Below are 26,885 nucleotides of genomic sequence, written 5' to 3'. Positions count from 1 at the left end.
CTGCCATACGGCGTTCATGTTCTCCGATGCGCTCCCATGTCCGCGGGTGACGCTGGTGCGGTGCTCGTGGTCATCGCGGGCACTTCTGCCGACGTCGGCGTGGGGAGACTCGATGATCGAAGTACGTGGACTGACCAAGCGCTACGGTGAGGTCCTCGCCGTGGACGATCTGACCTTCGGCGTCCGCGCGGGAGAGGTCACCGGCTTCCTGGGGCCCAATGGCGCGGGCAAGTCGACGACCCTCCGGATGATTCTGGGTCTGGACGCCGCCAGTTCAGGCACCGCGACCGTCCAGGGACGACCGTACAGCGCCCAGCCCGCCCCGCTCAAAGCGGTCGGGGCGCTGTTGGATCCCGGCGCGGTGCTGCCCAGCCGCACCGCCTTCCACCACCTGCTGGCCCTCGCGGCCGGCAACGGGATCCCGCGCAGCCGTGTGGACCACGTGCTGGCCGAAGTGGGGCTGGAGAACGTCGCGCGGCGCAGGGCCGGGGCCTTCTCCCTCGGGATGCGCCAGCGCCTGGGGATTGCCGCCGCGCTGCTGGGCGACCCTCCGGCCCTGGTCTTCGACGAGCCCCTCAACGGTCTCGACCCGGAGGGCATCGTGTGGATCCGCTCGCTCATGCGCAGGATGGCCGCTGAGGGACGTGTGGTGTTGATGTCCAGTCATCTGATGAGTGAGATGGAGCTGACCGCGGACCATCTCATCGTCGTCGGGCGCGGCAAGCTGATCGCGGACACCACGATGAAGGACTTCATCGAAGCGCACTCCGAGCGCGAGGTCCTGGTGCGCACGCCGCGGGCCGAGACGCTCCGGCCGCTGCTGGCCGGCGCCGCCGACGTGCGGGCCGAGGACAGCGACACGCTCGTGGTCACCGGCCTGGAAGCCGCCACGATAGGAGCCCTGGCCGCGGCGGGCGGAGTGGAGCTGCACGAGTTGTCGCCGCGCCAGGTGTCACTGGAGAAGGCGTTCATGGACCTGACCCGCGACGCGGTGGAGTACCAGGCCGAGAAGAGGACGAACTGATGCGCCACCCTCACACACGCCCCGAGCCGACGCCGGTTCTGGTGAAGCTGCCGGCTCGGGCGGGCAGGAGGCGGCCCGCGTCGAAGAACGCGGGATCGGGCCGGGCAACCTTCTGGCACAGCCTGCACGCCGAGTGGATCAAGATCCGGACGATGCGGTCGACGCTGTCGGTGATCCTGGGCGCGCTGGCCTTCGCCGTGGGCCTGGCCGCGCTGAACGGTTCGTCGGCAGGCGGCGAGTACGCGGACCTGTCGCCCGCCGACCAGGCCGCGTTCGATCCGCTGGCGACCAGTCTGATGGGCTATCTGGTGGCGCAGATCGCGTTCGGCCTGCTGGGCGGCCTGGTGATGACCTCCGAATACGGGGCGCGCACGATCGTGCCCACCCTCACCTCCGTGCCGCAGCGGGCCCGGGTCCTGGGATCGAAGGCCCTGGCGCTGGTGGGAGTGGCACTGCCGGTCGGGATCGTGGTGACGCTCGGCGCGTTTTCCATGGGCCAGGCCTCGCTGTCCGGGGCGGGCGCTCCGCACCTGGCGCTGTCGGACGGTGTGGCACTGCGCGGCATCTTCGGCGGTGGCCTCTATCTGGCATTGGCCGCTCTCCTCGGATTGGCCCTGGGCGCGGTGATCCGTTCGACGACCGCCACGGTGACGACGCTGTTCGGCGTGATGCTCATCGTCCAGGCATTCGCGCCCGCACTGCCCGGCGCGCTCGGCGACTGGGTCTCCAAGTTCTGGCCGCCCATCGCCGGTGGACAGATCATCACCGCTGTCCGAGACCCGGAAGCCCTGGGCCCCTGGGCCGGGCTCGGCGTCATGGCCGGGTGCGTGGCCGCACTCCTCGCGGTGGCGTTCGTCGTGTTCCGTGGGCGCGACGCCTGATTCGACGGGGACACTGGACATGCCGTAGATCACCGGTCGGGGACAGATGCCATGACAACGAGACAACGCCTGCTCCTCGTGGAGGACGAGCCCACCTTGCGCGAGCTGCTCTCGGCGAGCCTGCGGCTGGCCGGTTTCCACGTGGACACGGCCGAGACCGGCGCACAGGCGCTGGAAGCGGTGCGCGAGCACGCTGCGGATCTGATCGTGCTGGATGTGATGCTGCCCGACATCGACGGCTTCGAGGTCGCCCGCCGCCTGCGCGCGGGCCCGGACGTGCGGACAGGGCATACGCCGATCCTCTTCCTCACCGCACGGGACGCGGCCGAGGACCGGATCAGCGGGCTACGGGTGGGCGGGGACGACTACGTCACCAAGCCGTTCAACCTGGAGGAGCTGGTCCTGCGCATCCAAGCCGTGCTACGCCGCACCAGCGGCCACCACCCCGAGAACCGCGTCACGGTGGGCGATCTGGAACTGGACCTCGACAGCCACCAGGTGACCCGGGGCGGCGTGCCGGTCCCTCTGTCTCCGACCGAGTTCAATCTGCTGCGCGTGCTGATGGAGAACGCCGGGCAGGTCCTGTCCCGGGAGCAACTGCTGGACCAGGTCTGGCACTACGACTTCGGCGGCGACGACTCCATCGTGGCCTCCTACGTGAGCTACCTCCGCCGGAAGGTCGACACCGGAGAGACCAAGCTGATCCACACCGTGCGCGGCACGGGCTACGTCCTGCGCAGGCCCAGGAAATGACCACGCCGTCCCTGCGCCGCGGCGCCGCACGTCTGTCGCTGCGGACCCGCCTGGTGATCATCTGCCTGCTGCTGGTGGTGGCCGCCCTGCTCGCCAGCAACGCCCTGCTGATCACGCTCCTCCAGCAGCAGTTGGTGGAGCAGCTGGACGAGCGGTTGCGCACGGCCGCAGCGGCGGCGGCACAGCTCCCCGATCTCGGCAAGGGTCCCGACGCCACCGTGCCGCAGGTGCGCGATGCGGTGGAGCGCCGGCTGACCGGCGACGTCTATATGGTCCGGCTGAACGCCGACGGTGGTGTGGCGCAGATCCTGCGCCCCGCGGCGGGCGACGCACCCGAGCTGCCGCGTGTGGACACAGCGGCGGTCGCGGCCCGCGGCGGTGAACCTTTTCAGACGTCGGGCGGCGGCAGCGACTGGCGAGTGATCGCCCGACCGGAGCGCCCCTTGGCTCGCCAGGGCAGCGACGGAGACGGGGGCACGTCTGCCACGGGAAGCATCGTTGTGGCCGGCTCACTGGAGGGAGTGAGCGGCACGATCCGGAGCCTGGGACTGCGGATGCTGGTGATCGACTCCCTGGTCCTCGTCCTGCTGGGTGTCATCGGCTGGTTCGCCGTCCGCGCCGGGCTGCGTCCCCTGCGGCGCGTCGAGACGACCGCGGCCGCCATCGCCGGCGGTGACCTTTCCAGGCGGGTCCCCGACCTGGCCTCTACGCGTACGGAGCTGGGGCGCCTGGCCGCCGCCCTCAACGGCATGTTGGACCGGATCGAAGCCGGTGACGCTGCACGGGCGGCCACCAACGACCGGATGCGCGCCTTCATCGCGGACGCCAGCCACGAACTGCGCACACCCCTGTTCGGGATCAAGGGCTTCACCGAGCTGTACCGCATGGGAGGCATGCCCGAGCGGACGGACGTCGACACCGCGATGAACCGCATCGAGCGCGAATCAGCCCGCCTGGTGCACATCGTCGAGGACCTACTGCTGCTGGCACGGCTGGACGAGGACCCCGCCGCGCGCACCCAGCCGTCCCTGAAGCTGACCCCGATGGACCTGCGCACGCTGGCGGCTGACGCCCTGCACGACCTGAGAGCCTTGGCCCCCGACCGGGCGGTCACCCTGACCGGGCCGGGCGGCGGCCCGCCAAGAGCCGCCCCCGTACGGGGAGACGAGGCGAGGCTACGCCAGGTCATGTCCAATCTGATCGGGAACGCCATCGCCCACACCCCGGCCGGCAGTTCGGTCCGGATCGGCGTGGGCACACACAGCACGTTGGCGATCCTCGAACTGAGCGACGAGGGCCCGGGGATGACAGCCGAACAGGCCGCCCGTATCTTCGATCGCTTCTACCGCGCCGACACGGCCCGAGGCCGGACGCGGACCGGCGGCGCCGGCCTGGGCCTGTCCATCGCCCACTCCCTGGTCGCCGCCCATCACGGCCGGATAGAAGTCGACACCTCCCCCGGTCAGGGCGCCACGTTCCGTATCCTGCTTCCCGTACACACCGATCCACTCGGCGACTGAGCGGATCCATGAGTGAGCCTGATGAGCCGTACGGTCGAGTGGCTTGAGGAAGGGCTACCGCGGCCGTTCCTTGAACGGGAACCACTGCGGCTCGGGTGGGCCCCGGTGAAAGAAGTGGCTGCCGTACGCTGTCCGCGTGGACGGTACGGATGAGGTGAAGAGGCTTCCCGACTGGCGGGTGCTCGTCGTCGGGGGCGCGTCGGGGATGGGGAAGACCGGTGTCGGGCGGGCCCTGGCACGACGGTACGACGTCCCCGTCGTGGAGGTCGACGACATCGTGGAGTCCCTCCTCGCGGTGACCCTGCCCGAGCACCTGCCGGAGGTCCACTTCTGGCGCACTCACCCGGAGGCCGCCCACCAGTCGCCCGAGTCGGTGGTCGAGCGGCAGATCGCGATCGCCAGGGCGCTGGAGCCGGCGATCGAGGCGGTCGTGGCCAACCATGTGGACACCGACACCCCGGTGATCCTGGAAGGGGACTACGTCCTGCCCGGACCGGCGACGCCCGACGGTCCGGTCCGTGCCGTCTTCCTCCACGAGGACGACGAGGAGCAGGTGACGGCCAACTACCTGCGCCGGGAGCCGGAGGCCGGACCGCAGCGCCATCGCGCACGCGTCAGCGTGCTGTACGGCCGGTGGCTCACCGCGCGGGCGCGGGCGGTGGGTGTCCCGGTCATCAGTCCGCGTCCGTGGGACGACCTGGCCGACCGTGTCGCCGAGGCGGTGGAGGACGCCTCTGCCAACACCATGGCGTCTGCCCGAACCGCCGCTCCCTAGGGCAACACCCTCACCCTCGGTCCCCCGCTGCCGGGCTGTCGCCCACGCTCCAGAGGTTCATGGACACCGCCGCCCTCAGCCGGTGACTGAGGGCGGCGGGGGAATGTCGTAGCGCTGATGTGCCCGCCTGGGGGCGGGCCGGAGAAGCGGCAACGCGATGGGCCGGGTGCTATCGCGATGCGGGGCTCTCGCCGGATACAGCGACGCCTGCCTGGCGGAAGTCCTCCAGGGTCGCCGCGGTCGTGTCCGGCGCGACGCCGACCGAGTAGTCCAGGAGAACGCGGGCGCGGAAGCCGGCCTTGACGGCGTCCAGCGCCGTCGCGCGCACGCAGTGGTCGGTGGCGATGCCGACCACATCGACGTCCTCCACCCCGCGGGCGCGCAGCCAGTCCGCCAGCGGTGTGCCGTTCTCGTCGGCGCCTTCGAAGCCGCTCTTGGAGGCGCTGTGGGCGCCCTTGAAGAAGACGGCGTCGATCTTGCCGCCGGTGGCGGTGGGGGCGAAGTGGGGGTGGAATTCGCCGCCCTCGTTCCCTGCCACGCAGTGGACGGGGAAGCTGTTCTTGTAGTCGGGGTTGTCGGAGAAGTGGCTTCCGGGGTCGATGTGGTGATCCCTCGTCGCGGCGACGTACTGGTACTCGTCGCCAGCGGTCTGCTCCACCAGCCCGGCGATCGCGGCCGCGATCCTCGCGCCTCCCGCGACGGGGACGCTTCCTCCTTCGCAGAAGTCGTTCTGCACATCCACGACGATCAAGCCTCGACTCATCACACACACCTCTCACGTGACACGGAGCGGACAGGGTGAACGTTCGTTCCGGGGCGTGGGAGCTGTCGGGCCCCCGTGCCCCGCAACGGGCACGGTTACGGGGCCGGGGTGTAGGAGACGACGCTGTCCTCGCAGGGGCCCTCGGCGAGCACCTTCAGCGCGTCCATCTCCGTGGTGTCGGCGGTCAGCTGCCAGCGCAGCTTGGTGGTCACCCACTCCCCCACGTACCGGCAGTGCGCCTCCGGGGCCGGCGGGAGCCACTGGGCCGGGTCCTGGTCGGCCTTCTGCCGGACGGTACGAGCGGTCACCGCGGCCAGCGACACCGCCGAACCCTGGTCGTTGGCGTATGCCTCGCGCCGGGCGGCCGTCCAGGCCGAGGCGCCTGAATGCCAGGCTTCGGCCAGGGGCACCATGTGGTCGATGGTCAGTGCGCCGGGGTCGGTGACCTCCTGGCCGTCGTAGTACGACAGCCACGAGCCGCCGCTCAGCTTGCACCCGGAGGCCACCGCCGGGGCGGTGGTCGCTTCGGCGAGCAGCACCTCGTTACGGGTGTTGCAGCCATCGGCCAGGTCCCCGGAGTTCCAGTGCTTGAAGGCGGCGGGGGCGTAGCCGGTGCGGTTCTCGTCCTCGACCGGAACCAGGCCGACGGCGTCGGCTAGCGTGGCCACCCGAGCAGCCCGCAGGCTCTCGGGGAGCTCGGCGGCCTGTGCCGGGGTGGAAGCGATGAGCGGGACGACAGCGAGCGAGAGTGCGCCGAAACCGCGCAGCAGGTTCTTGATCACCCCCGCGTTCTACCGGCCAGCGGTCCCCCACGGGCCCCTGTCAGCCGTCCCTCACCCGCACGAGTGTCAACGTTCACCGCAGGAACGATTCGCCGAGGCACCAGTTTCAGGACTGTCTCCGGCCGCGCGGGGCGAAAGGCTTCGCGGTGCTGCCCCGGCGGTGGAAAGCCGAACGGACACGGGGGTCGGCTGCCGCCTGGTCGAAGCACTGACCAGCTTGCCCTGCCGCAGGGCGAGCGGCGGATGTCATCTCGAAGCTCCCAGCGACACGCCCTGACGCATGGCATCACCGCGTCCGAGGAGACGGACTCTGTGCCGACTTGACCATCGCCTGCCGCTGCCTGCTGGCCCCCCTGGGAGGCCTTCGCCCCTGACCGCTCCCTCGACCGCGTGGTGGTCGAGGGAGCGTGGGACACGGAAACCGGGGAGCCTCGCCCCTGGGCAGCCAGGGACGCAAGGGCTGGTGCGCTAATGCCGGTAGCGCCGCACGCCTTCGGCGTCCTCGTGCCGTCCGGCGAGTTCGAGCTCTGAGATCAGATCGGGGATCGTTCCGGGGAAACGGTGCTCGGCGGCTGCGTACAGCACCGCGTCCGAGAGGTCACTGCGGGCGCTGCTCAGCTGCCTGAGCACGATGATCAGGTCACTCGTCATACGCAGTGCGCAAGCCCGGATCACCGCTCGGGCGTCGCTGTCCCCGTCGACGCGAGCCATCCCTCGGGTCTGGCGGAAGGCGTCCACCACGGAGGCGACTTCGGAGGCACTTCGGCGTTGCCCGGCCCCGACGAGCACGGTGTGAGCTTCCTTGGCCATGCCTTCCTGGCGAAGGTAGGCGACCAGGGCCGGAATCTCATCCGCCGCGAACTCCCCGCCCACGGCCAGCAGGCGGTCGACCCATGAGGCGTCCCCGGTGTCGTGGGCTGCCTTCAGCTGATCGACGAGGGCGACGCCGGCCGGCGGGGCCGCCACTTCGTAGCCCTCGAGTGACGGATCGCCCGGAGCGGTCGGTGCTCCGCCCGTGGGCGTGCTTTGACCGCTGTCCGCCACGACAGGGCTTTCGACGTGTTCCAGCCGTTCCACGGTTTCCTGCAGGCGTTCCTGGAGGCGGGCCATCTCGGCCTCGGCCATGAGGCGCCTGTCCCGCTCGGAGGCGAGTTCTTCCTTGTGCTGGTCGACCTGCCGAGCCAGCGTCTCCCTCTCGCGGACCGTCTGCTGACGCAGCCCTTCGGCTGCCGCCATCCACTGCTGCTGGTGGTGCTCGTGCTCCAGCTCGGAGGCGCGCAGCACGCGTTCGGCGGTCGCCTTCTCCATCTTCAGCGTTTCGACCTGGTCGGTCAGTGCGGTGATGTCGGCCTGCAGGCGCTGCACAGCGGCGTGGTGCTCCCGCAGTTTCGCTCTGGTCTTGCTCGCCTCCGCGGCCCAGGTACCGCGCTCCTCGGCCAGTTCGTCCCGCAAGTCGGCGACGTACTGCTCTTTGTCGATGAGCTGCTCCTGCAAGGTGTGCACCTGGGAGGAGGCTCGCTCGACCTCTTCACTGAGCTGCTTGAGGTCGATCGTGGCTCTGGTGAGCTCAACGATGTTCTCCCGCAGCCTCTCGTCGCTGCTCTGGGCGAGGCCCAGGGCTCTGGCGGCCTGCTCCTCCGCTTCTTGCAGCTGCTTCCTGGTCTCGCGCAGCTCCCCGGCTCGGACCAGCAGCCTCTTCTCACCCTCGAGGGACTGCCACAGTGCCTCGATCGTCTCGGTCTGTTCTCGGCTCAGGGGAGCCAGCCGGCTGCCCGGCCGGTCTGCCTTCGCGGCGTAGTACTGCTGGACCTGCATGATCGCCTCGCGCTGCAGCCTCCTGCGACCGGCCAGCATGTGCGACACGTGGCTGCCCGACTTCTGCAGCGTGTGAGCCATCACTTCCAGGGTCAGACCGCTGCGCCTGTACAGGTCGCGCACGATCAGAAGGAGTTCCCGATGGGCTCCTTGTATCTCGTCGGACAGCGGCTTCAGTTTCTGCGAACCCTCGTCGTCTTCGGCAGGCTCCCGCGATGACTGTATGTCCACCAACTACCCCCATTTTCGCTTGCAGGGGCCTGACAACCCGCTTTGCGGGGCTTCAGGCAACCTGCGGGAAATCCGCAGAGTGAATGGCGATCGGAGGAAACCCGGCCACGCCGGGCGAGCTTCGTCCCCCTGTCAGCTTGGCGTATCCGCGCTGCGGTTGTCCGGGAAACGAGCGCTTTGTGCTGTGGCCCTCAGCGAGACAGAAGGAAGCGAAGTGAACCAGAATCCTCCCCCCGAGCACCGGCACCTGCTGACCCCTCGCGCCGCGCTGGTGATCCTGTTCGCGGTGCTCACGGCGCTCGGCGTGGGCACCCTGACCGTTGCAGCGGGGCAGACACTGGCCGAAGCGGTTCTTGCGGGAGGAGGTGCGCTGGGGGGGGCACTGCTCCTGTTCAACCAGGTGATCGGGAACGACGGGTGAGCCGCGACCAGTGTGCAGCGGGCGTCGCCGGGGATTGTCGTGGTCAGCGGTGCCGCTGTGGGGGGTGTTGGCGCGGTGGCCGACACCTCGTCTGCGGCTGCCGCCGAGAGGTGGCGGTACCCGGAGAGATCCGTCGAGCTGACCCGGCGGTGGCGGACCCCGCCCCCGCCACGGTCGGCCCCGAGGGCGTGAGGCGCTGCACGCCGCTCTCAGCGCCTCACGGTCCCGGCCTTGGCGGGGCCGGACGGGCTCGCACCGTCCGGGGCGCCCGCGGTGGCCGGTCCGGAAACGGCGTCATCAGGGTCTACGGGGCAGGAGCCGCGGTACGGGCAGCGGCCACGTGCCCATCTGACGTCACTCCCCCGGTGATCCAGCCACTGGACCACTCCCTCGCGGCGGCCGAAGGCATGGGGTTCCCGGGGCGTGGGCTTCCCGGGGCATGGGCTTCCCGGGGCACTGGCTTCCCGGCTTCGGATTGCTCCGAGGGACACACCGGGCCGTCGGCTCCTCAACGGGGGTGGAAAAGCGCCGCATGTCGAGCCAAGCGGGGGCTGCCCTTGCGCGGTGGCACCGTTACAGCACAGGTTGTTCTGAGACCGGGGCAGAAGTCTCCACTGCGCTACAGGGCGATCAACCCGGCTGTCGTCTCCTTGAAGCCGCAGGTGTCGAAGTAGAACGAACGCAGGCGCTCCTCGAAATCGACGTGGAGCCATTCGCACTTCGCGGCACGAGCTTCTTGAGCCGCAGTTGCGACCAGCGCGCTGCCAACACCGCTCCGCTTGCGGCGCTGGGCGACCACGGTGTCCAGGATGAAGGCGTGGACCCCACCGTCCCAGACCACGTTGACGAAGCCGATCAGCGAGCCGTCCTCCCAGGCGCAGACCCAGCCGAGGCTGTGGCGTTCAAGTCGTTCCCGCCAGTCAGTCCGAGCGACCGGGTGGCCGAAACCGTCAGCATGCAGCGCGTTGAGGGCGGCGTTGTCGAAGCCACCCCGCCACTCGTACTCGATCGTCACTCCTCGATCGTAGAGTCCGGGGCAGGGCCAGCAATGAGATTACGAAGCGAGGACAACTCGCTTGCGCAGGGTTCGAATCCTGCGTGGCCGAACCTTGGCCGGCCGGCGGCCCGGACATGGGCAAATCGATCACCACAAGCGCCGTCCACTCATATGCTGCGCCGTTTCAGGCCGCTATGGGGAAGTCGGGGTGGTTGGTGGAGGGCGAAGCAAGGTCACGCAGGTCGTGGCGCGGCCAGGAGTCGCGGGCGTGACGGGCCAGGATGCGCCGCTTGGCCTCGACCTCGCGCGGGACGCGGGCCGGGTCGGTCCCGTGTGTCCGCTCAGAACACCCGGTCACGCCGGATGTGGTGCGGGATGAGGTCGAGGAAGGCGTGCTGCGCCCGTGTCGGTGACCTCGTCGCCGAGGCGATCACGCTGAGAGTCCAGGACAGGCGTGCGTCCGCCAGGGGGACGGAACGCACCGCGTCTCCGGCCGCCTCCGCGAAGTCGGGGGGCAACAGCGCCACGCCCAGCCCATGCGACACGTACTCCGCGATCGTGGTGATGTCCGACACCTCGATCAGGACACGCCGGGACAGCTCCGCCCTCGTGAACGCGTCGTCCACGAGCCGGCGCTGCCCGAACCCCGTGGGCATGTCGACGAAGGGCTCCCCGGCAACGTCACTCAGCCGCACGCTCTTCCGGAGAGCCAGTCGGTGACCGGCGGGAACCAGCAACTGGACCTGGTACTTCTTGATCACCCTCACCCGGAGGAGCGCGTCCGTGATGTCGGCTCCCACGAAAGCCACGTCGAGATGACCTTCCTTCACCCTTTCGATCAGCCCGGAGGTCCCCCGCTGGGAGGTCGCGGTACGCAACCGGACCTCCGGGTGACGCCGATGGAAGTCACCCGCCAGCGCGGGCACGTCGATGACGGTCAGCCCGCTGAGAACGCCCACGGTGAGGCTGCCGCGCAGCCCCGTGGCGAGCGGCTCCACCGCGGCCCTGGCCCGGTCGAGTGCCTCGATCGCGGTGCGCGCCTCGGGCAGGAACGCCGAACCCGCCTCCGTCAGCCTGACCGATCGTGTGGAGCGGACGAGTAGTTCGGTCCTCAGATCCTGCTCCAGGGCCTTGATGCCGGCCGAGAGCGTGGACTGTGTGACGTGCAGCTGCTGGGCCGCCCGCGTGAAGTTCAGCTCCTCGGCGACCGTGATGAAGTACTCCAGCTTTTTCTGGTCCACCGGTCCCTCGCCCTCGACGCCTCATTGATCGGCATTTCCGATTGGACGTTCGGAAACATTCGTTGGACACGATAGCCAGTCGCAGCGACCGTTGTCGTACGGGCCGATCGCCCGGTCCCAGAAGACGTCAGTGAATTGAGGATGGTCATGCGAGTACTGCTCACCGGCGGCACCGGCTACATCGGAGCCGCGGTGCTCGACCGGCTGATCTCCGGCGGCCACCAAGTGACCGCCGTGGTCCGCTCCGCCGAGAAGGCCCACGTGGTGCGGGCCAGGGGCACGGAACCGGCGATCGCCGACCTGTCCGACGTTGACGCCCTCCACGAGCTCGCAGCCGCGAGCGACGGCGTGATCCACGTGGCATCACCGGGTGACGAGACCAGCGCGAGCGTCGACGAGGCAGCCGTCGGCTGCTTTCTGCGCGCACTCGGAGGCACGGACCGGCCCTTCGTGCACACCACCGGCCTCTGGCTGCACGGCAGCGGTTCGGCGATCACCGAGTCGACCGCCATGAACGCTCCACGCCTGACCGCCTGGCGGGTGCCGCTTGCCAAGCTCGTACGCGACGCGCGGGGCGTCCGGACCTCGGTCATCGCGCCCGCGGTGGTGTACGGGCGCGGCGGCGGCCTGCTGCACCTCGTCGCCGCCGGTCCGCGAACGGCGGGGAACCTCCCGGCCCTCACCATGGTCGGGCCCGGTGACCAGCACTGGAGCACCGTGCACGTGGACGACCTGGCCGAGCTGTACGTGCTCGCGCTGGAGAAGGCCCCACCCGGTTCGTACTTCCTCGGCGCCGGCGGCGTGAATCCGACCGTGCGGGAGATCACCGAAGCGGTGAGCCGTGCCGTCGGTCTGGCCGGACGGGTCGAGCCCGAGCCCGTCGTGCAGACACTCGACCGTCTCGGCCTGCTCGGCGAGGCCCTCCTGCTCGACCAGCAGGCCTCGGGCGACACTGCCCGGCGCGTACTCGGCTGGTTGCCGCAGGGGCCGTCGATCCTCGACGACATCGCGCATATGGACTTCGGCGCGCATACCGATACGGATGCGGTTGCGGACTTCTGAACGAGGAACGAGATTCGCGCCACCCCTCGTTTCACGCCACTCCTGGCTCCGCGCCGTCCCTCCTTTCGCCGCAGGCGGGGATCGACCAGCCGCCGGCGGCCGGGACCGGGCGGGCCTGTTCGGCCACACCGCCTGCTGTCCTGCTCAACAGCTACGACCTGCCTTCCCGAAGGGCTACGACATGACCATGCCCACTGCACCGCCCGACTCGGACCGCCGTCCTGCCGGGCCCGGTGCGCAGTCACGGGGGCACTCCCGCCCGGCCGGGCCCCGCGGCGTTTCCCTGGCCGTCGCGGCGGCGATCGCCGCCGGAACCGTGGTCCCGGTCCAGGCCCGGCTCAACGGCGAACTGAGTCATCGTCTCGACGACGGCATCGCCGCGGCGGCGATCAGTTTCTCGGGCGGATTCGTCCTGCTGTCCCTCCTCGCGGTCTTCTCCTCCGGACTGCGTGATGCCATGCGCCGACTGACCGGGGCCGCCCGGGACGGACAGCTCCCCCGCCGGTACCTGCTGGCCGGGGTACTGGGCGGAACGTTCGCGCTTGCCCAGTCCACCGGCGCGCTGATCACCGGCATCGCCATGTTCACCGTGTCGGCCATCGCCGGGCAGACCCTCAGTGGTCTGATCGTGGACGCCCGGGGTATCGGCGGCGGTTTGAGGCAGCGCCCGGGCACCGCCCGGCTCACGGGAGCGGCCGTCATCCTGGTGGCCGCCGTCGTGTCCGCGCTGCCCCGCCTCGCCGACACCTCCGCGCCCGCCACCATCGTCCTGCCCGCCCTCGCCGCGCTCGCCGCCGGCTTCTTGCTCGGCATGCAGCAGGCCCTGAACGGGGCCTCGACCGCCGCTTCGGGCTCGCCGCTCGCCGCGACCTGGCTCAATTTCTGCGTCGGAGCGGTGTTCCTCACCGCCGCCTGGGGCGTGAAGACACTCGTCCAAGGAACGTCGGGGCACCCCCTGCCCACCAACTGGTGGGTCTACCTCGGCGGACTGTGCGGCATGGTGTTCATCGGCGCCTCGGCATTCCTCGTACGCCGGATCGGTGTCCTGCTGCTGAGCATGGCCTCGATCGCGGGACAGCTCGCCAGTTCGATCGCCCTGGACTTCCTGGTCCCCTCCGGCGGCCGGTCCCCCTCCGTCCTCACCGTCATCGGCGCGTTGCTCACCTTCGCCGCCGTCTGGATCGCCTCCCGGCGCCCGCGGGCACGTCCGAGCAGTGATCCCGGGCAGTGATCCGCGTCCGCTCCCGGAGCGCGAGCGGACCTGACCCACCGTCCCTCTCCTCACCCCGTAGACAAGCGACACAGTGCCGCTCGCGGCACGAAAGGAACCACAGATGCCCCACGACCAGCCGCAGAACCACGACCAGCCGCAGAACAAGGAACGCCTCCTGATCAAGGGCGCGTACCTGATGACGCAGGACGACAAGCTCGGCAACGTGGTGGGTGACGTCCTCGTCGCCGACGGCCGGATCGTCGAAGTCGGCCGGAACCTGCACGATGACCGGGCCCGGGTCATCGACGGCACGGGGAGCGCCGTGCTGCCCGGCTTCATCGACACCCACCGGCACAACTGGCAGGGCGCTCTGCGGAACCTGGGCCCGGCCTGGACCTATCAGGAGTACCGCAGCCAAGTGCAGATCGGCCTCGGTCAGCACTTCGACCCCCAGGACGTTCACATCGGCAACCTGGCGGCCGACCTGCTGTCCCTCGACGCCGGAGTGACGACCGTGCGGGACGAGTCCCACATCAGCAACAGCCCCGAGCACTCGGACGCGGCCATCGCCGCGCACTGGGAGTCGGGCATCCGAGCCGTCTTCGACCACGGCTGGCCGTCGACGGAAGCCGAGCAGTGGCAGTTCGGCAGCGGCCGCACGCATCCCGCCGACATCCGGCGCATCCGCGACAAGGTGCTCTTCGACGACTCGGCGCGGGTCACGCTGAACGCCATGCTCCGCGGGCCGGAGCTGTCCACCGCCGACGTGTCCGCGCAGGACATCCGGCTCGCCCGGGAGCTGGGTCTGCGGATCAGCATGCACGTGGGCCTCGGCGAGTGGGGGGCGGAGCAGCAGGCCATCCGGCAGCTCGCCGAGACGGGGCTGCTGGCCTCCGACATGACGTTCATCCACTGCTGCACGTCGACCGACGAGGAGCTGAGGATGCTGGCCGCGCACGGGGCCACCGCGTCCGTGGCCGGCGCTCTGGAGGTCTTCATGCCGGGTCTCGGTCAGCCGGCCACCAACCGGCTGCTGGCCGCCGGTGTCCGTCCGAGCCTCAGCGTGGACACCGAGACGATCGTGAGCGGTGACATGTTCGGCGTGATGCGGACAACGCTCGCCTACCAGCAGCTGATCCTCGCCGGCGCGGCCGGGCCCATGGACCGGGCCCCCGACCTGCCGACCTTCGACGCCGCCGACCTGCTGTCCTTCGCGACCGTCGAGGGCGCACGGGCCGCGGGGATCGACGACCGTACGGGCAGCCTGACCCCCGGCAAGGAGGCCGACCTGATCATGATCCGCCTCGACCACGCCAACACGCTGCCCGCCACGGACGTCGCCGCCACCATCGTCGCGGGTGGCCACGCCGGCAACGTCGACCTGGTCGTGGTGGCCGGGGCCGTCCTCAAGGAGAACGGTGTGCTGAAGGCAGGGGACGCCGTCTTCCACGAGGCCGCGGCCTCCCGTGACCGGCTCTTCCACGCCGCCGGCCTGCCGCTCCCCGCCTGAGCCGACCGGCCGTACGCGCGAACGCGCATGCGGGCACCGGCAGGTCGACACTGCGGCGAGAATGGAGTCCATGGCTGCCGCCCGTCCCAGCTCCGGTGCACGCCCGCGCGTCACAGGCGCCCGTGCCACCGTGCTCCCTGACACCGCATCTGGCGCTTACCGCCGAGAAGCACGCTGAACGGGAGCGGCGCGGGGCCGCCGAGGGTCGACCTTTCGACGAGGGACGAAGCGATGACATTGCGCTCCGATGTGGCCGAGTTGCTGGCGGGGGCCGGCATCGTCGACGTGGACGTGGACGATGCCGTCGCGGACGAGCACATCCGGTCGTCCGCGTACCAACGCGTCGTCTCGCTCACCGCTTCCTCGGCGAGCGGTGACCGGGACCGGGACCGCGCGATCGTGGCCGCGATCCTGCGCGACCCCAACGAGATCACGTCCAAGACGGCGGTGGTCGCCTTCGTGGACAGGGTCGCGATGACGGTGGCGGGTCCTGCCGGGTTTCGGCAGTGGTCGGCCGAACTATTGCCGGAGATCGACCGGCTGGAGGCGGAGAGGTATCGCGAGTTCATCCGCCGCCGCATCCACGACTGGCTGTTCTACCTGTCCATCGAGGCCGGACACGTGCCGACACCGGCCGAGTTGGGAGAGGTCACGGACTGGATGCAGCGTCTCCTCGCCGAGAAGTCGACGGCGACGGCTGTGCTCGCCCTGCTCGCCGAATCAGGCAGCAGCAAGAAGATACGGAACATCGCGAGGAACCGATCAGGACCGGTAAGAACCTGACGCACGTCGATATGAACCGATACGAATCGGTCCCGATTCCCTTCGGTCGCGCCATGGCGCATGCGGCATGGAGCAATGACCGCCTCTGGCTCTCCGACAGCGTGTACGCCACCGGCTCTCCGCGGCGCGGTCAGTTCGCGGCCCAGCGGGCGTATGCCTGCTCGGTCGCGTCGGCTGCGGTGAGTTCGCCCCAGGCTTCGGGGCAGCTTCGCCTGGAGGGTAAGGGAGTTGAGGCAGGCCGGCAGGAAGGCGTCCGGATCCAGGCCGGCCCGGCCCGTTTTCGGAGGATCCAGGTCGCCTCGACGCCGAAGGGCAGTGCCTCAAGATCACGGCCGCCCCGGCGGGGAATGCGGCGTGGTAGGTCAGCAGGTCGGCCCAGTGAAGGATCGCCTCGGTGGCCTCGGCGCTCTGAGGGGCCTCCAGGTCCGGAAGAAGCCGATTTCCTCGGCGGCCGCGGTGTCGGCCGCGGGACTGTCGTCCTCCGTATCGTGGCCGACAACCAGCTCCCACGGAGCGGCGGTCAACGCGTCCGCGAGGGCGACCGCACTGCACTCGTCCACGGCGAGCTCCCGGCGCCTGCCCGCCCCCTCCGCCGCCAGGGGCAGCCCGGCTTGGTTGTCGCCCATCTCCCGATGGCAACGGGCGGCGGAGATCAGAAGCGCCGAACCGGCCGGACCAAACACCCCGCGCAGGAACCGCCGTGGCGTCCCGTTCGCGCAAAGGACGTCGGTGACCTGGTGTTTCAGACGGGATTCGGGCGTACGTCGCGTTCGCGGCCCGGCCGGGCCACACTTCGCCCCCACGCGCCCGCCCCTGGACATCACGGGCGCTGCGAGGTGGTCACGTGCGCTACGCGGCGGCCTGCGGAGTCAACGACTCGGGGTGGAACCGCTCGACGCGGTCGCGCCTGGTGTACATGTTCCAGTAGTCCTCCGCGAGGTCGTCCGGGTCGGTGACCGGGAAGTGCGGACCGTCCGCCGACTCGAAGGCGGCCTGGGCCGCGGCGGACACCTCACTGCGGGCGATCAGGGACGCGATGGTCAGGGCGCCGACGTAGATACCCCTGTCAGCCAGCTCGGCGTTGAGGGAGTACAGGTAGTTGCGGGTGGCGGCCATCACCGGGCCCAGGCCGCTGAGGTGGGGCATGGGCTGCGCGGCCGAATATCCCAGAGCCAGCAGGAAGGCGCCCTCACCCCGCTCGGTCCACTCCGGCAGCACAGCCTGGACCACCTCGACCGGGGTGAACAGCAGCAGCGGGGTCAAGCCCTCAAGGGTGGCCGCGTCCAGCTCGGCGGCCGGGGTGAAGCCCTGGTCGCCGCTGATCGGCCCGTATTCGACCACGTCGATGCGGCCGAAGCGGTCCCGGATCGCCTCGACGAGAGCGGGGACCTCGGCGGGCCGGGAGAGATCGGCGGTGAACGCGACGGCCTCGATGCCTTCTCCGGTGAGCACCTCGACGAGGGCGTCCAGCCGGTCCTTGCGGCGGGCCACGAGCGCGACCCGGAAGCCTTCGCGCCCGAAGCGGCGGGCCACGGACACACCCAGACCGGTACCGGCGCCGAAAACAGCGATCACTTTGGACACAGGACTACCCCTTGCCATGGCAGTTTCTTGACCCCTGGGTCAACTTACTCCCGGACGGTAGCATGAGAGTTGACCCGGGGGTCAAGTTAATCTGTCGGAGGATGCGACCATGGAGGCCGCGACTTCAGAGCCAGGAGGAACGACCTGATGCGGGCCGACGCGCAACGGAACGCGGAGAAACTACGGGCAGCCGCCGCCGAGCTCTTCCAGGAGCGCGGCCTCAAGGTGCCCCTGAAAGAGATCGCGCGCCGGGCCGGTGTCAGTCACGGCACTCTCTACAACCTCTTCGGCACGCGCGAGGCGCTCATCGACGACGTGGTGGCCGGCCTGGCCGCGGACCGTCTCGGCGCAGCCGCCGAGCACGCCCTGTCCTTCGAGGACGCCGGGAAGGGATTCGCTTACTACGTCCAGAGGGTCTGTGAACTGCAGGCCACCGACCCCGCGGTCGCCGACGTCGTCAGCGGACGCTTTCCGGCTGCCGAGTGCCTGATGGCCATCTGCGGCCAGGCACAGGACGCCGCCACACGGATCATCGAGCGAGCCCGACTGGCCGGCGCCATCCGCCCGGACTTCACCGGCGAGGACCTCCTGCTCTTCTTCGGCACCAGCGCGCTGCTCGCTCGCGCGGTCGCGGACACGGCGCCCGACGCGTGGCGCCGCCAAGTCGCCTTCCTGCTCGACGGGGTGAGAACGGAGGCAGCGCACGGGCCGCTTCCTTTCGCCCCGCCGGCCCCGCAGCAGATTCCGGACGTGATGAGCAGGCTCGCCGGCACGCCGTAGCGAGCGCGGACGCCTCACCAGGACGCAACCCCGACCCGGGCGGACGTCCTGCATCCGCCCTGCCCGAGGGGGCATCGGCCCAGTCGCCCCTGTCGGCCGGCAGTGTGCGGCGCCGATCATCTACGACGAGGGAGGGCCGCCCTCATCCTGTCGTGCTGCTCAGTGACCTGGGCGGCGAGCCTGTCTGCCCTGAAAGGCGCGTCGGTAACTCTGCGGGGAGACGCCGACCTGCCGGATGAAGTGCCGCCGCAGGTTGGAGGCCGTGCCGAGCCCGCTGTTGGCCGCGACATGCTCGATGGGCAGCGCGGTGGTTTCGAGCAGGCGTTGCGCGTGGTGGATGCGTTCGTGCAGCAGCCAGCGCAGGGGTGACATCTCGACGGTCTCCTCGAAGCGACGGGCCAGCGTACGGCGGCTGAGGCTGGCCCGCCGGGCGAGGTCGTCGAGCGTGAGGGGCTGGTCGAGCCGGGAGCGCGCCCACTCCAGCAGGGGCGCCAGGCGTGTGTCGTCGCGGGCCACCGCGGGCAGTTCGAGGTACTGGGCCTGGCCGCCCTCGCGGTGCGGTGGTGTCACGAGGCGGCGGGCCAGGGCGTTGACGACGCCGGCTCCGTGGTCGGCACGGACGAGTTCCAGGCACAGGTCGATGCCCGCGGCGGTCCCTGCCGAGGTGTAGACGCCGCCGTCTTCGACGTAGAGCACCTTCGGGTCGATGTGCACCTTCGGGTAGCGGTGGGTGAGTTCCTGCGCGTGCATCCAGTGGGTGGTGGCGTGGCGGCCGTCCAGGATGCCCGCCGCCGCCAGGACGAAGGCGCCGGAGCAGATCCCGACGATCCGGGCGCCCGCGGCATGGGCCTCGCGGACGGCCGCGACCAGTGCCGTCGGCGGGGACTCGTGCACGCTGGCGCAGCTCGGGACCACCACGGTGTCGGCGCGTACGAGGTCGGCCATGTCGCCCGTCGCGTGGGCGGTGAATCCGCCCGCGACACGGGTCGAGGGCTCGGTGCCGCAGATGCGCAGCTCGTACCAGGGGTCGGCCAGGTCGGGCCGGTCGATGCCGAAGATCTCGCACGGCACCGCCAGCTCGAAGATGGGCGCTCCTTCGGTGACCGCGACGGCCACGCGATGGGCGGCAAAATCAGTGCGCATGGCGGCAAGTTTGCCACTGGCTGCCGTGCTTCGGAAGTCTCATCATGCTCGGAGGGCGGCACCTCGGGCGGCCCGACCGACACCGAAGGAGCGCAGGTGAGCCCCACCAGGCAGACGCGGAGCGCGAAGCAGGAAGAGCCGGCGGACGGCCCGCCGGTGCGCGGCAGCATCGGCTTCGGTCAGGCGGTGGCGCTGTACGTCGGCGCCGTGCTCGGCGCGGGTGTGCTGGTCCTGCCTGGTCAGGCGGCTTCCATGGCGGGCCCGGCGTCGTTGCTGTCCTGGCTGTTCATGGGGCTGCTCGGCCTGCCCCTGGCGATGACGTTCGCCGCCCTGGCCACTCGGTACCCGGACGCCGGCGGGGTCGCCACCTATGCGACGCGGGCGTTCGGCAGAACCGCGGGCGGGCTGGCCGGGTGGTGGTACTTCGTCGCCGGCTCCATCGGTCAGACGATCGTGCCGCTGACCGGTGGCTACTACGTCGCCACCGCCCTGCACGTCGATCAGTCGTACGCGTTCCTCGTGGCGGCGGTCATCCTGGCGCTGGCGATCGGAGCCAACCTGGCCGGGCTGCGGCTCAGCGGCAGGGTGCAACTCGGCCTGGCCGGCGGAGTCGCCCTGCTCCTGCTCGCCGCCGTGCTCACGGCGTTGCCGCATGCCGAGGCCTCCGAGTTCACCGACTTCGCGCCCCATGGCATGACCGGGGTCGGGCAGGCGGCCGTCGCCCTGTTCTTCGCATTCGCCGGCTGGGAAGCCGTCGCTCATCTCTCGGGTGAGTTCCGGGACGTCCGACGAGACCTGACCCGTGCCACCGTGACCACGGTCGTCGTGGTCGTCGTCCTGTACCTGGGTGTGTCCTTCGCCGTCGTCAGCACCGGCACCTACGGCGATCCCGAACTCGACCGCATCGCCGTCGGCCGGGTGTTGGGCGCGGGGCTGGGCTTCAGCGCGACCGTCACCGCCGCGGTCCTCGCGACACTGATCAGCCTGGGCACGACCAACGCCTTCATCGCCTCCGTCTCCCGGCTCGGATACGCGCTCGGCCGTGACGGCTGGCTCCCGGCCCCGGTGGGGCGGGTCAACGCACGCGGTGTGCCCGTGGCCGGCGTGCTGATCGTGGGTGGTATCGGGGCGGCCGGCCTGCTCCTCGGCCACCTCGGCGACTGGGGCACCGAGGACATCGTGGGTATCCCGTCATCCCTGGTCCTGGTCACCTACCTCATCGGCACGGCCGCCGGCACACGGCTGTTGAAAGGGCGGGCCCGCGTCCATGCGGTGACCGCGCTCACGCTCACCGCCCTGGTGGCCCCCTTCGCCTCCGCCTACATCTTCGTACCGGTGATCGTCGCCGTTGTGGCGCTGATCTACCGGTGGGCGACGGTCCGGACCGGACGCGAGAACGCGTCGGAGACGACCGAATAGCTCCGCTCCCGCAGCGGACACCGCGGCGGCATGCCCAACGGGCCGGACGTGCGACCGTCGTCACCGCTCCCCTCGCCTCCTCCGGATCGTTCGCGCTGTTCGACGAGACGGATGCCGTCCTGCTGGACATCAGCCCCGTCGGGGTCTTCGAGGCGCCGTCCGAGCACGACACCTTCGTACGCACCAACCACTTCCTCACGCCGGTCCCGGCCGCCGGGGAGAAGAGCTGGCTCTACCAGCCCGACTCGGGCGCACGCCGCGCGTTCGTCCTCGACCGCCTCACCCGGAGGCGGCCGGCGACCGTCGACGACCTGCCGGAACTTCTCGTGACCGGTCCCGGCGAGCCGCCGGTGACCTGCCTGCCCGACCCGGACCAACCCCTGGGCCAGCGCTGGGCCAGCCTCGCGACGATCACCCTCGAACCCGCGACCCGTACCGCCTCGATCCTCGATGGCACCCCCGCCGACATCGGCACCCGTGACTGGCGCATCCTCACGGCCGACTGACCAGCGAACGACGCCGGCCGGAAGTGGCCAGGCCGCGACGGTCACACACGTGCAACGCCTCCGGCACGGAGGCCGCCCATCGCCGGAAACACGCTCCGACCCCGGGCCTGAACCTGCCGCGCCGTCAGGGAGCCGGTCAGGGCGCGCCCCCACTCTTCGTCATCGGCCTAGGCGCCCCCGTCCTGGCGCAGGGCGGCGGCGACCAGGCCTTCGAGGGCCTCGCGCGGCACTTCGCCCCCGCTCACCAGCCGGTCGAAGACCAGTCCGTCGACACAGGTCAGCAGGGTGTGAGTGCGATCGTCGAGGTCCGTCACACCGTGCTCGGAGAGGAACAGCCGGACCGCTTCGCGGCCGGCGTTCTCGCGGGGTACGAGGATCTCCCGCAGCTCACGGTCACGCACGCTCTCGGCGGCGCAGGCGTAACGAGCGAGCGAGCGGCGGCGGCCCTTACCGGTGAGTCGCTTTCGGGCGAGCAGCGCCATGCCGTCCACCAGCTCCCCGGCGGTGCGCAGAGGCGGAAGCTCCTCGGCCACCGTCTGCAGCTCCGCCTGGTCGAGTTGGACGAGGCGGGTGACCAGTCCGGTGAGCAGCGCGGCTCGGGTGCGGAAGTAGGCCGACGTGGTGCCGAGCGGCATGGCCGCTCTGCGGTCGACCGCACGGTGGGTCAGGCCGCGGATCCCTTCGTCGGCGAGTACGTCGAGAGCCGCGTCTGCGAGGAGGGTGCGCCGATCCGAAACCATGACTCCTTTCTACACCTGTAGAGCCTCAGATAGAGTCCCTTTCTACAGGTGTAGAAGGGGAGGTCTTCGGCATGGGCGACACGGCAGTGGTGGTCGGAGGGGGCATCGGCGGGCTGGCCGCCGCCATTGGACTGCTCCGCATCGGATGGGAAGTAACGGTCGTCGAGCGTGCCCGGACGCTCGACGACGCGGGCGCGGGCATCTCACTGGCCGCCAACGGCCTGCGGGCACTGGATGAACTCGGTGTCGGCGAGGCGGTACGGGACGCCTCGCGAGGCCAGTACAACGGCGGCACTCGCACACCACAGGGCCGTTGGCTGACCCGGATGGACGGCTCGGCGCTGGAAGAGGCGGTGGGCACGCCGATCATGGGCATCCCCCGCTCCGCCTTGCACCGGCTGCTGCGCGATTCCCTGCCCGCCGAGTCGCTGTCGATCGGCTCCGAGGCGGACTCGGTCGAGCAGTCCGGCCCCGGCACGGTTCGAGTCGGCTGCGGCGACACGGTCCTGGACGCCGATCTGGTGGTGGCGGCCGACGGCATCGGCAGCGCAGTGCGCGGCCGTCTCTTCCCGGACCACCCCGGTCCGGTCTACAGCGGCTCGACGGTGCTGCGCGCCATCACCGAGCAGGCGGTCGACCTGCCCACCGACTTCGAGCTGACCTGGGGGCGCGGGGCCGAGTTCGGGCACATCGCCTTCCACGACGGGCGGGCCGAGTGGCACGCCGTCCTCAACCTCCCCGCCGGGACGCGCTTCGCCGACCCACTGGATGAACTGCGCAGCCGCTTCCAGACCTGGCACGACCCGATCCCCGCCCTCCTCGACGCGACCCGGCCCGCCGCCGTGCTGCACCACGACGTCAACGAGCTCCGCACACCGCTCCCCTCGTACACCGTCGGCCGGACCGTGCTGCTCGGCGACGCGGCACACGCGATGACCCCCCACCTGGGGCAGGGTGCCTGCCAGGCCCTGGAGGACGCGGTCACCCTGGCCGCCGCGCTGACCGCCGAGCCCACCGTGGAGGCCGCGCTCGCTCGCTACGACGCCGAGCGCCGACCGCGCAGTCAGGCCGTGGCGCGGGCCGCCCGCCAGGCCGGACGGATGGGCCAGCAGCTGACCCACCCACTGGCCGTCGCCCTGCGGAACACGGCGATGCGGCTGGCACCCTCCCGCGCCGCAACGCACATGGTCCTCCGTCACCACGCCTGGGTTCCGCCACAACTGGAGTGATCCGATGCGGCCCTCTCCCGCCAACTCACCACCAGGCCGCTTCCGATGCACAGTCTTCGGCGCGACCAGCCGCACATGGATCGGCCTCGGTCGGCCTTCCCGGGCACTGCTTCGAGGCGACCTTCCCCGCGGCCTATCAGGCTCCCCGGGGCCTGAACGCCCTCGCCGGCCTCGCGACGCGCTGGCACCCCCGGGCGGCGTTGGGCAGTCCGGCTCACGGATGCGCGCCGCCACGTGGCGCCTCACGCCTCGATGCAGCTCAGCGCCTGCATGGCCGCGCGCTCCATGCGTGAAAGATCGCCGAGGACCGTGCCGGCCTGCATGAGAAACCGCGTCTCGCCCGATTCGCCCGCCTGCCTGATCAGTTCTGCTGCTTCCGTCCACAGGGTGGCCGCCTCGGTGTACAGCGTGTGGCCGGTGCGCAGGTGGCGGCTGTCGAGCAGGTCGGCGCATTCGCCGAGGAAATCACGGTAGCGGTTGCGGAACAGGGCGCCGCCGGTGCCGCCCTTCTCCATCAGCAGCGCGGCCTGGGGCAGGTCGCGCTGCGGTACGTCGGCCCGCTGGAGCCATGTGCGCACGAGCCTGCCGGCCTTTTCGATGCCTCGGTGGCCGAGGTTGGCGATGGGCGGATGGAGGAAGGCGTCGGCGCAGGCGGTGATGGCGGGGATGATCTGGTCCTGCGGGGAGGGCAGGTCCGTCGGTGCGGTGAGGGTGAAGGAGCGGTGCTTGGCGGCCATCGGGCCGCGTGCGGCTCTGGCCCGGGCGAGGCTGGTCAGGCTGGTGGATACCGCTCCGCCTTGCTGGTCGGTGTCCACCAGGTGGGCCTGGTGGTCGTCGTAGCCGTACATGGCCACGATGTGGCCGCCGAAGTGGACCTTCGAACCGAAGTAGTCCAGGTAGTGGCTGTCGAGCTGCAGTCCGACGGGGTGGCCGGCGTCGAGGGAGGCCGAGACGTTGTGCCATGCCTTGCGCGGGGATGTGGTCTCTTGGACCAGGAGCTCCAGCTCAAGCCTGTCGGCCAGGTTTCTGGTGAGCTCGAAAGGCTTGCTCCGTCCCCCGAGGAAGGGGAAGCCCATGTGCTTGCTGTCCCAGTAGATGAAGGACAGACCGGAGCCGAGGCCGAAGAGCATGGGCTCGGACAGATCGACTCCTTGGTGCCGCAGCAACACCCCCAGGGCTGTCGTCTCGCAGTGCTTCGTGCCGCGGGCGTCGACGCCTGCCACCATGGTCATGCCGTGCTCTCCTGGACGGGGATGATCAGTCGGGTCATCAGTTCTTCTTGTGGCGCCTCTGCCGGCCCGACGAGATAGGCCTCGCGTACGGGTGCTCGCGGGCGCAGGCCGCGTTCGTGGAGGGTGGCGAAGAGCGCGTGGTAGGCCAAGGGCAGTTGGGCGTAGGGCCCGATGTGCATGGTCTCGGCAACGAGGCCGGCGGGCAGCACCTCGGCTTCCAGTCCGGGCAGGCCTTCCTCCCGCGGGGTCCGCACTCCGACGGCGATCTCCATGCTCGCCTCCAGATCCAGCGGGTACAGCCCCCACAGCGGCGGTTCCCATACGACCCCCGCCTGGCCGAGTCCGGGAAGCAGCCGCCCCACGCACTCCTCGACCGTGTCGCCGATCTCCGCAGGGGCGCAGACCGCTCGCACCACTGCCAGCCGTCGTTCCGGCTCCCGGCCCATCGTCACCTCGTAGCCGGGCAGGCCGCCCTCCGCCAGCCGCTCCAGCATCTCCAGCCGGGCCCGGTCCCTGCTGATCCGCTCGGCCAGCCGGTCCCGCTCAGCACGCAGGATCAGGGTCCTGCTCTCAGGCCCGGCAGCCAGCGCCCGGGCGATCACGGCCAAGGGGAGATCCATGTCGCGCAGCAGCGCGATCGTCAGGGCGTCACGCGCCTGTTCGGGTGCGTAATAGCGGTAGCCCGAGCCGGCGTCCACACGGGCCGGGGCCAACAGCCCCGTTTCGTCGTAGTGCCGTAGCTGCTTGATGCTGAGGCGGCACATGCGGGCGAAGCGCCCGATGGTGAGAAGTTCGTCTTGCACGCCATCATGGTGGACTCTCCCACGGTGGGAGAGTCCAGTACGGCGTCACCCTGCCCGGATCGTCGAGACCGGGGCAGGGCGCCCGTGCAACCGTCGGGCCGCGGCCTGAACGCCGTGCCGGAATCAGCCGCCGCGCGCCTCGACGCCGTACGGGAACGCGTCCCGCACCTGCCCGGGGCGGCCGGCCCCCGCGCCCGACAGCATGCTGGTGGCCGCCACGCTGCTGATGGCGGGCTGCGAGGTGAGCCGGCGGGTGCAGATCGCCGTGGTGTTCGGCGAAACGGAGCGCCCCGGCGAGGCAGGCGCCACCGGCGTCCTGGAACTCCGCGCGTTCCCCGCCGGACCGCCCGGTCTCTACCCCGATCCGCGGCACATGACCGGACTGCGCAGCTCGGACAGCCAGTTCGCGACCGCGCTGGGCCGGGCGTGGACGGTGGCCGGCCTCGACCGCGGGGCGCGCTGCGTGCTGTGGCGGCTGATGGTCACCGACCGTACGCCCACCCGTATCGAAGGCCCCTCACCGGGCGCCGCCTTCGCGCTGGGCCTGGCGGAACTCCTGCGGTACCCGCAGCGGCGGCGGCCCAGCACGGCCTGGCTGCGCGGCGTGTTCTACGGCCTGCGCTCGCGGTCAGCCGGGGCGGCACGCACACGGCGGTGGCGATCGGCTCGACGCTGCGAGTGAGCCGGACGCACGGGCGGGTGAAGAAGGGCTCCGGGCCGCTGGCGCTGCCGGGTGCCGGGCCGGTGTCGCCGGACACTCTCGCCGTCGTCGGCTCCGGCGGCGACCGGCTCCTGTCGGCCTCCTCGGACTCGCTGAGCCTGTGGGACCTGCGGCAGCACACCCGGATCGCCTGGGAGAGCGGGGCCGACATCCCCGGCTCCTGCCTGAGTTGCGCAGCGCCGCAGGTGGCGGTGGCCCCGGACGGGAAGGACGCGGCGATCCTCGACGGCCTGGCCAGCAAGCTGGTCCTGCGGCGGCTCGGCCCGCCCGGCACGAAGCCGCGGGGCCGAGAAGGCCCGATGCGGATCACCGGGTTCTCGGCGCTGGTGTGGCGGCCGGACAGCAAGCGGCTGACCGTGCTGGCGCCGGACGGCAGCGCGCAGGGCCTCGCACGGGGCAAGGCCTGGCGACCGGCCGGCACCTGGCCCGCGGTACCGAATCCACTGCGGCTGTCCGATCCGTCGGTGCTGGGGCGGTATCTGCCCGGGGGCCGGAAGATGGTCCACGTACACATGTCCGGCACCGTCTGGTTCCGGGACGCGGAGTCGGGGAAGCCACTGCGGAAAGTGGACGGTCCGCGGTCGATGGCGCCGACCACCGACGGCTACGGCCATCCGGCGACCACCGAGGCAGCGCTGCACGCCCGGGATTCGGCGATGACGAAGGCGGCGAGAGGATCGGTCCGGGACCAGCCCAGGAGGCTGTTGGCGATGAGGCCGACCAGAAGGACGGCGGACAGGTAGGTGCAGAGGAGGGTCTGCTCGGAGTCGGCGACGGCGGTCGCGGAGCCGAGTTCGCGTCCGGCCTTGCGCTGGGCGGCCGACGGGAACGGCATGATCGCCAACGAGAGAGCGGCGATACGGTCAGCAGGTGCGGCGCTCCTTGCCGAACCGCTCAAGGGCTCCCTCACCTGCCCGTCGGAAGGCCGGCCGTCCGTCCCCGGACCGCTTCCGCCGG

General features: G+C 70.7%; 26 protein-coding genes and 1 pseudogene. 15 read left to right on the top strand and 12 right to left on the bottom strand.

Translation table 11 applies throughout. The features are described 5' to 3' along the window. Window positions 1-112 precede the first annotated feature (112 nt). The 5 genes from DCW30_RS35560 to DCW30_RS35540 all read left to right on the top strand — a co-directional run bounded on the left by DCW30_RS35560 (window position 113) and on the right by DCW30_RS35540 (window position 4,953). Window positions 113-1,024 carry an ATP-binding cassette domain-containing protein gene (locus DCW30_RS35560; protein ID WP_076688119.1) on the top strand — a complete coding sequence of 304 codons (912 nt, stop codon included), beginning with the start codon at window positions 113-115 and terminating at the stop codon, window positions 1,022-1,024. Continuing rightward, the gene (locus DCW30_RS35555; protein ID WP_237283492.1) at window positions 1,024-1,905 is read left to right on the top strand and encodes an ABC transporter permease; all 882 of its coding nucleotides are present in this window, start codon (window positions 1,024-1,026) and stop codon (window positions 1,903-1,905) included. Before DCW30_RS35560 ends, DCW30_RS35555 begins: the two co-directional genes overlap by 1 nt. Before the next feature lie 51 nt (window positions 1,906-1,956). Continuing rightward, window positions 1,957-2,658, top strand: a complete 702-nt coding sequence (locus tag DCW30_RS35550) for a response regulator transcription factor (RefSeq protein ID WP_076688118.1) — start codon at window positions 1,957-1,959, stop codon at window positions 2,656-2,658. Beyond that, window positions 2,655-4,178 carry a sensor histidine kinase gene (locus DCW30_RS35545; RefSeq protein WP_076688117.1) on the top strand — a complete coding sequence of 508 codons (1,524 nt, stop codon included), beginning with the start codon at window positions 2,655-2,657 and terminating at the stop codon, window positions 4,176-4,178. Before DCW30_RS35550 ends, DCW30_RS35545 begins: the two co-directional genes overlap by 4 nt. Window positions 4,179-4,314: 136 nt before the next feature. Continuing rightward, on the top strand, window positions 4,315-4,953 hold the full coding sequence (locus DCW30_RS35540; RefSeq protein WP_237283491.1) for a hypothetical protein: 639 nt from the start codon (window positions 4,315-4,317) through the stop codon (window positions 4,951-4,953). A gap of 169 nt (window positions 4,954-5,122) precedes the next feature. Here the strand turns inward: DCW30_RS35540 and DCW30_RS35535 are convergent, their stop codons facing one another. The 3 genes from DCW30_RS35535 to DCW30_RS35525 form a co-directional block, all read right to left on the bottom strand. Next, window positions 5,123-5,716: an isochorismatase family protein gene (locus DCW30_RS35535; protein WP_076688116.1), complete on the bottom strand. Its 594-nt coding sequence runs from the start codon at window positions 5,714-5,716 to the stop codon at window positions 5,123-5,125. A gap of 95 nt (window positions 5,717-5,811) precedes the next feature. Then, window positions 5,812-6,498 carry an HNH endonuclease family protein gene (locus DCW30_RS35530; RefSeq protein ID WP_076688115.1) on the bottom strand — a complete coding sequence of 229 codons (687 nt, stop codon included), beginning with the start codon at window positions 6,496-6,498 and terminating at the stop codon, window positions 5,812-5,814. Between the two features lie 468 nt (window positions 6,499-6,966). Next, window positions 6,967-8,547: a coiled-coil domain-containing protein gene (locus tag DCW30_RS35525; protein ID WP_123985644.1), complete on the bottom strand. Its 1,581-nt coding sequence runs from the start codon at window positions 8,545-8,547 to the stop codon at window positions 6,967-6,969. Window positions 8,548-8,758: 211 nt separating this feature from the next. Between DCW30_RS35525 and DCW30_RS35520 the strand changes: the two genes are divergently transcribed. After that, window positions 8,759-8,965: a hypothetical protein gene (locus DCW30_RS35520; protein WP_076688113.1), complete on the top strand. Its 207-nt coding sequence runs from the start codon at window positions 8,759-8,761 to the stop codon at window positions 8,963-8,965. 619 nt (window positions 8,966-9,584) lie between these two features. On the opposite strand, the gene DCW30_RS35515 is transcribed toward DCW30_RS35520, so the two are convergent. The 3 genes from DCW30_RS35515 to DCW30_RS35510 all read right to left on the bottom strand — a co-directional run bounded on the left by DCW30_RS35515 (window position 9,585) and on the right by DCW30_RS35510 (window position 11,203). Then, the gene (locus DCW30_RS35515) at window positions 9,585-9,980 is read right to left on the bottom strand and encodes a GNAT family N-acetyltransferase (protein ID WP_076688112.1); all 396 of its coding nucleotides are present in this window, start codon (window positions 9,978-9,980) and stop codon (window positions 9,585-9,587) included. 166 nt (window positions 9,981-10,146) lie between these two features. Then, window positions 10,147-10,320, bottom strand: a complete 174-nt coding sequence (locus DCW30_RS36960; protein ID WP_162933523.1) for a DUF6221 family protein — start codon at window positions 10,318-10,320, stop codon at window positions 10,147-10,149. Continuing rightward, window positions 10,304-11,203: a LysR family transcriptional regulator gene (locus DCW30_RS35510; RefSeq protein ID WP_076688111.1), complete on the bottom strand. Its 900-nt coding sequence runs from the start codon at window positions 11,201-11,203 to the stop codon at window positions 10,304-10,306. The genes DCW30_RS36960 and DCW30_RS35510 overlap by 17 nt, the downstream gene beginning before the upstream one ends. 147 nt (window positions 11,204-11,350) lie before the next feature. Here DCW30_RS35510 and DCW30_RS35505 point away from each other — a divergent pair, with 147 nt between their 5' ends. The 4 genes from DCW30_RS35505 (at window position 11,351) to DCW30_RS35490 (ending at window position 15,771) form a co-directional block, all read left to right on the top strand. Continuing rightward, on the top strand, window positions 11,351-12,265 hold the full coding sequence (locus DCW30_RS35505; RefSeq protein ID WP_237283490.1) for an NAD-dependent epimerase/dehydratase family protein: 915 nt from the start codon (window positions 11,351-11,353) through the stop codon (window positions 12,263-12,265). Window positions 12,266-12,452: 187 nt separating this feature from the next. Further along, window positions 12,453-13,496 (top strand): DMT family transporter, encoded by a 1,044-nt coding sequence (locus DCW30_RS35500; protein WP_079250447.1) that lies wholly within the window; start codon window positions 12,453-12,455, stop codon window positions 13,494-13,496. A 103-nt stretch (window positions 13,497-13,599) separates the two neighbouring features. Then, window positions 13,600-14,988 carry an amidohydrolase family protein gene (locus DCW30_RS35495; protein ID WP_076688109.1) on the top strand — a complete coding sequence of 463 codons (1,389 nt, stop codon included), beginning with the start codon at window positions 13,600-13,602 and terminating at the stop codon, window positions 14,986-14,988. A gap of 231 nt (window positions 14,989-15,219) precedes the next feature. After that, on the top strand, window positions 15,220-15,771 hold the full coding sequence (locus DCW30_RS35490) for a hypothetical protein (RefSeq protein WP_076688108.1): 552 nt from the start codon (window positions 15,220-15,222) through the stop codon (window positions 15,769-15,771). A gap of 849 nt (window positions 15,772-16,620) precedes the next feature. Here the strand turns inward: DCW30_RS35490 and DCW30_RS35485 are convergent. Further along, a complete protein-coding gene (locus DCW30_RS35485) occupies window positions 16,621-17,355 on the bottom strand; it encodes an SDR family NAD(P)-dependent oxidoreductase (protein ID WP_076688106.1) in 735 nt (244 codons plus the stop codon). 147 nt (window positions 17,356-17,502) lie between these two features. Between DCW30_RS35485 and DCW30_RS35480 the strand changes: the two genes are divergently transcribed. Further along, on the top strand, window positions 17,503-18,135 hold the full coding sequence (locus DCW30_RS35480; protein ID WP_076688105.1) for a TetR/AcrR family transcriptional regulator: 633 nt from the start codon (window positions 17,503-17,505) through the stop codon (window positions 18,133-18,135). 159 nt (window positions 18,136-18,294) lie between these two features. Here DCW30_RS35480 and DCW30_RS35475 read toward each other — a convergent pair whose 3' ends face one another. Then, window positions 18,295-19,278 carry a helix-turn-helix domain-containing protein gene (locus tag DCW30_RS35475; RefSeq protein ID WP_076688104.1) on the bottom strand — a complete coding sequence of 328 codons (984 nt, stop codon included), beginning with the start codon at window positions 19,276-19,278 and terminating at the stop codon, window positions 18,295-18,297. 96 nt (window positions 19,279-19,374) lie between these two features. On the opposite strand from DCW30_RS35475, the gene DCW30_RS35470 reads away from it, so the two are divergent. Together DCW30_RS35470 and DCW30_RS35465 are read left to right on the top strand one after the other, a co-directional pair. Continuing rightward, window positions 19,375-20,697 (top strand): APC family permease, encoded by a 1,323-nt coding sequence (locus DCW30_RS35470; RefSeq protein WP_198501510.1) that lies wholly within the window; start codon window positions 19,375-19,377, stop codon window positions 20,695-20,697. Continuing rightward, complete coding sequence (locus tag DCW30_RS35465) at window positions 20,646-21,203, top strand: C45 family peptidase (protein ID WP_076688103.1); 558 nt, start codon at window positions 20,646-20,648, stop codon at window positions 21,201-21,203. Before DCW30_RS35470 ends, DCW30_RS35465 begins: the two co-directional genes overlap by 52 nt. A 167-nt stretch (window positions 21,204-21,370) precedes the next feature. On the opposite strand, the gene DCW30_RS35460 is transcribed toward DCW30_RS35465, so the two are convergent. Then, window positions 21,371-21,943: a TetR/AcrR family transcriptional regulator gene (locus DCW30_RS35460; protein WP_076688102.1), complete on the bottom strand. Its 573-nt coding sequence runs from the start codon at window positions 21,941-21,943 to the stop codon at window positions 21,371-21,373. A 71-nt stretch (window positions 21,944-22,014) separates the two neighbouring features. On the opposite strand from DCW30_RS35460, the gene DCW30_RS35455 reads away from it, so the two are divergent. After that, a complete protein-coding gene (locus DCW30_RS35455) occupies window positions 22,015-23,172 on the top strand; it encodes an FAD-dependent monooxygenase (protein ID WP_076688101.1) in 1,158 nt (385 codons plus the stop codon). Between the two features lie 242 nt (window positions 23,173-23,414). On the opposite strand, the gene DCW30_RS35450 is transcribed toward DCW30_RS35455, so the two are convergent. Further along, window positions 23,415-24,404: a BtrH N-terminal domain-containing protein gene (locus DCW30_RS35450; protein WP_076688100.1), complete on the bottom strand. Its 990-nt coding sequence runs from the start codon at window positions 24,402-24,404 to the stop codon at window positions 23,415-23,417. Then, a complete protein-coding gene (locus DCW30_RS35445; RefSeq protein WP_076688099.1) occupies window positions 24,401-25,207 on the bottom strand; it encodes a MerR family transcriptional regulator in 807 nt (268 codons plus the stop codon). Before DCW30_RS35445 ends, DCW30_RS35450 begins: the two co-directional genes overlap by 4 nt. A gap of 208 nt (window positions 25,208-25,415) precedes the next feature. Here DCW30_RS35445 and DCW30_RS37825 point away from each other — a divergent pair, with 208 nt between their 5' ends. After that, window positions 25,416-25,889, top strand: coding sequence for a hypothetical protein (locus DCW30_RS37825; protein WP_237283489.1), 474 nt, complete (start codon window positions 25,416-25,418; stop codon window positions 25,887-25,889). 643 nt (window positions 25,890-26,532) lie between these two features. Here DCW30_RS37825 and DCW30_RS37815 read toward each other — a convergent pair. Continuing rightward, a pseudogene (locus DCW30_RS37815) lies at window positions 26,533-26,790 on the bottom strand (cation transporter); the annotation flags it as partial. Between the last annotated feature and the right edge of the window lie 95 nt (window positions 26,791-26,885).

Source organism: Streptomyces alfalfae, from assembly GCF_004127445.1.
In the GTDB taxonomy this organism is placed as follows: Bacteria; Actinomycetota; Actinomycetes; order Streptomycetales; family Streptomycetaceae; genus Streptomyces; species Streptomyces alfalfae.
Note: the sequence above shows the minus strand (reverse complement) of the source record. Positions and strands in the feature narration are given on the sequence as shown.

Coding starts and splice junctions, on each gene's coding strand:
- DCW30_RS35495 (WP_076688109.1), top strand. CDS start 13,600: ATGCCCCACGACCAGCCGCAGAACCACGACCAGCCGCAGAACAAGGAA.
- DCW30_RS35490 (WP_076688108.1), top strand. CDS start 15,220: ATGACATTGCGCTCCGATGTGGCCGAGTTGCTGGCGGGGGCCGGCATC.
- DCW30_RS35545 (WP_076688117.1), top strand. CDS start 2,655: ATGACCACGCCGTCCCTGCGCCGCGGCGCCGCACGTCTGTCGCTGCGG.
- DCW30_RS35550 (WP_076688118.1), top strand. CDS start 1,957: ATGACAACGAGACAACGCCTGCTCCTCGTGGAGGACGAGCCCACCTTG.
- DCW30_RS35455 (WP_076688101.1), top strand. CDS start 22,015: ATGGGCGACACGGCAGTGGTGGTCGGAGGGGGCATCGGCGGGCTGGCC.
- DCW30_RS35555 (WP_237283492.1), top strand. CDS start 1,024: ATGCGCCACCCTCACACACGCCCCGAGCCGACGCCGGTTCTGGTGAAG.
- DCW30_RS35560 (WP_076688119.1), top strand. CDS start 113: ATGATCGAAGTACGTGGACTGACCAAGCGCTACGGTGAGGTCCTCGCC.
- DCW30_RS35500 (WP_079250447.1), top strand. CDS start 12,453: ATGCCCACTGCACCGCCCGACTCGGACCGCCGTCCTGCCGGGCCCGGT.
- DCW30_RS35505 (WP_237283490.1), top strand. CDS start 11,351: ATGCGAGTACTGCTCACCGGCGGCACCGGCTACATCGGAGCCGCGGTG.
- DCW30_RS35460 (WP_076688102.1), bottom strand. CDS start 21,943: ATGGTTTCGGATCGGCGCACCCTCCTCGCAGACGCGGCTCTCGACGTA.
- DCW30_RS35480 (WP_076688105.1), top strand. CDS start 17,503: ATGCGGGCCGACGCGCAACGGAACGCGGAGAAACTACGGGCAGCCGCC.
- DCW30_RS35535 (WP_076688116.1), bottom strand. CDS start 5,716: ATGAGTCGAGGCTTGATCGTCGTGGATGTGCAGAACGACTTCTGCGAA.
- DCW30_RS35450 (WP_076688100.1), bottom strand. CDS start 24,404: ATGACCATGGTGGCAGGCGTCGACGCCCGCGGCACGAAGCACTGCGAG.
- DCW30_RS35475 (WP_076688104.1), bottom strand. CDS start 19,278: ATGCGCACTGATTTTGCCGCCCATCGCGTGGCCGTCGCGGTCACCGAA.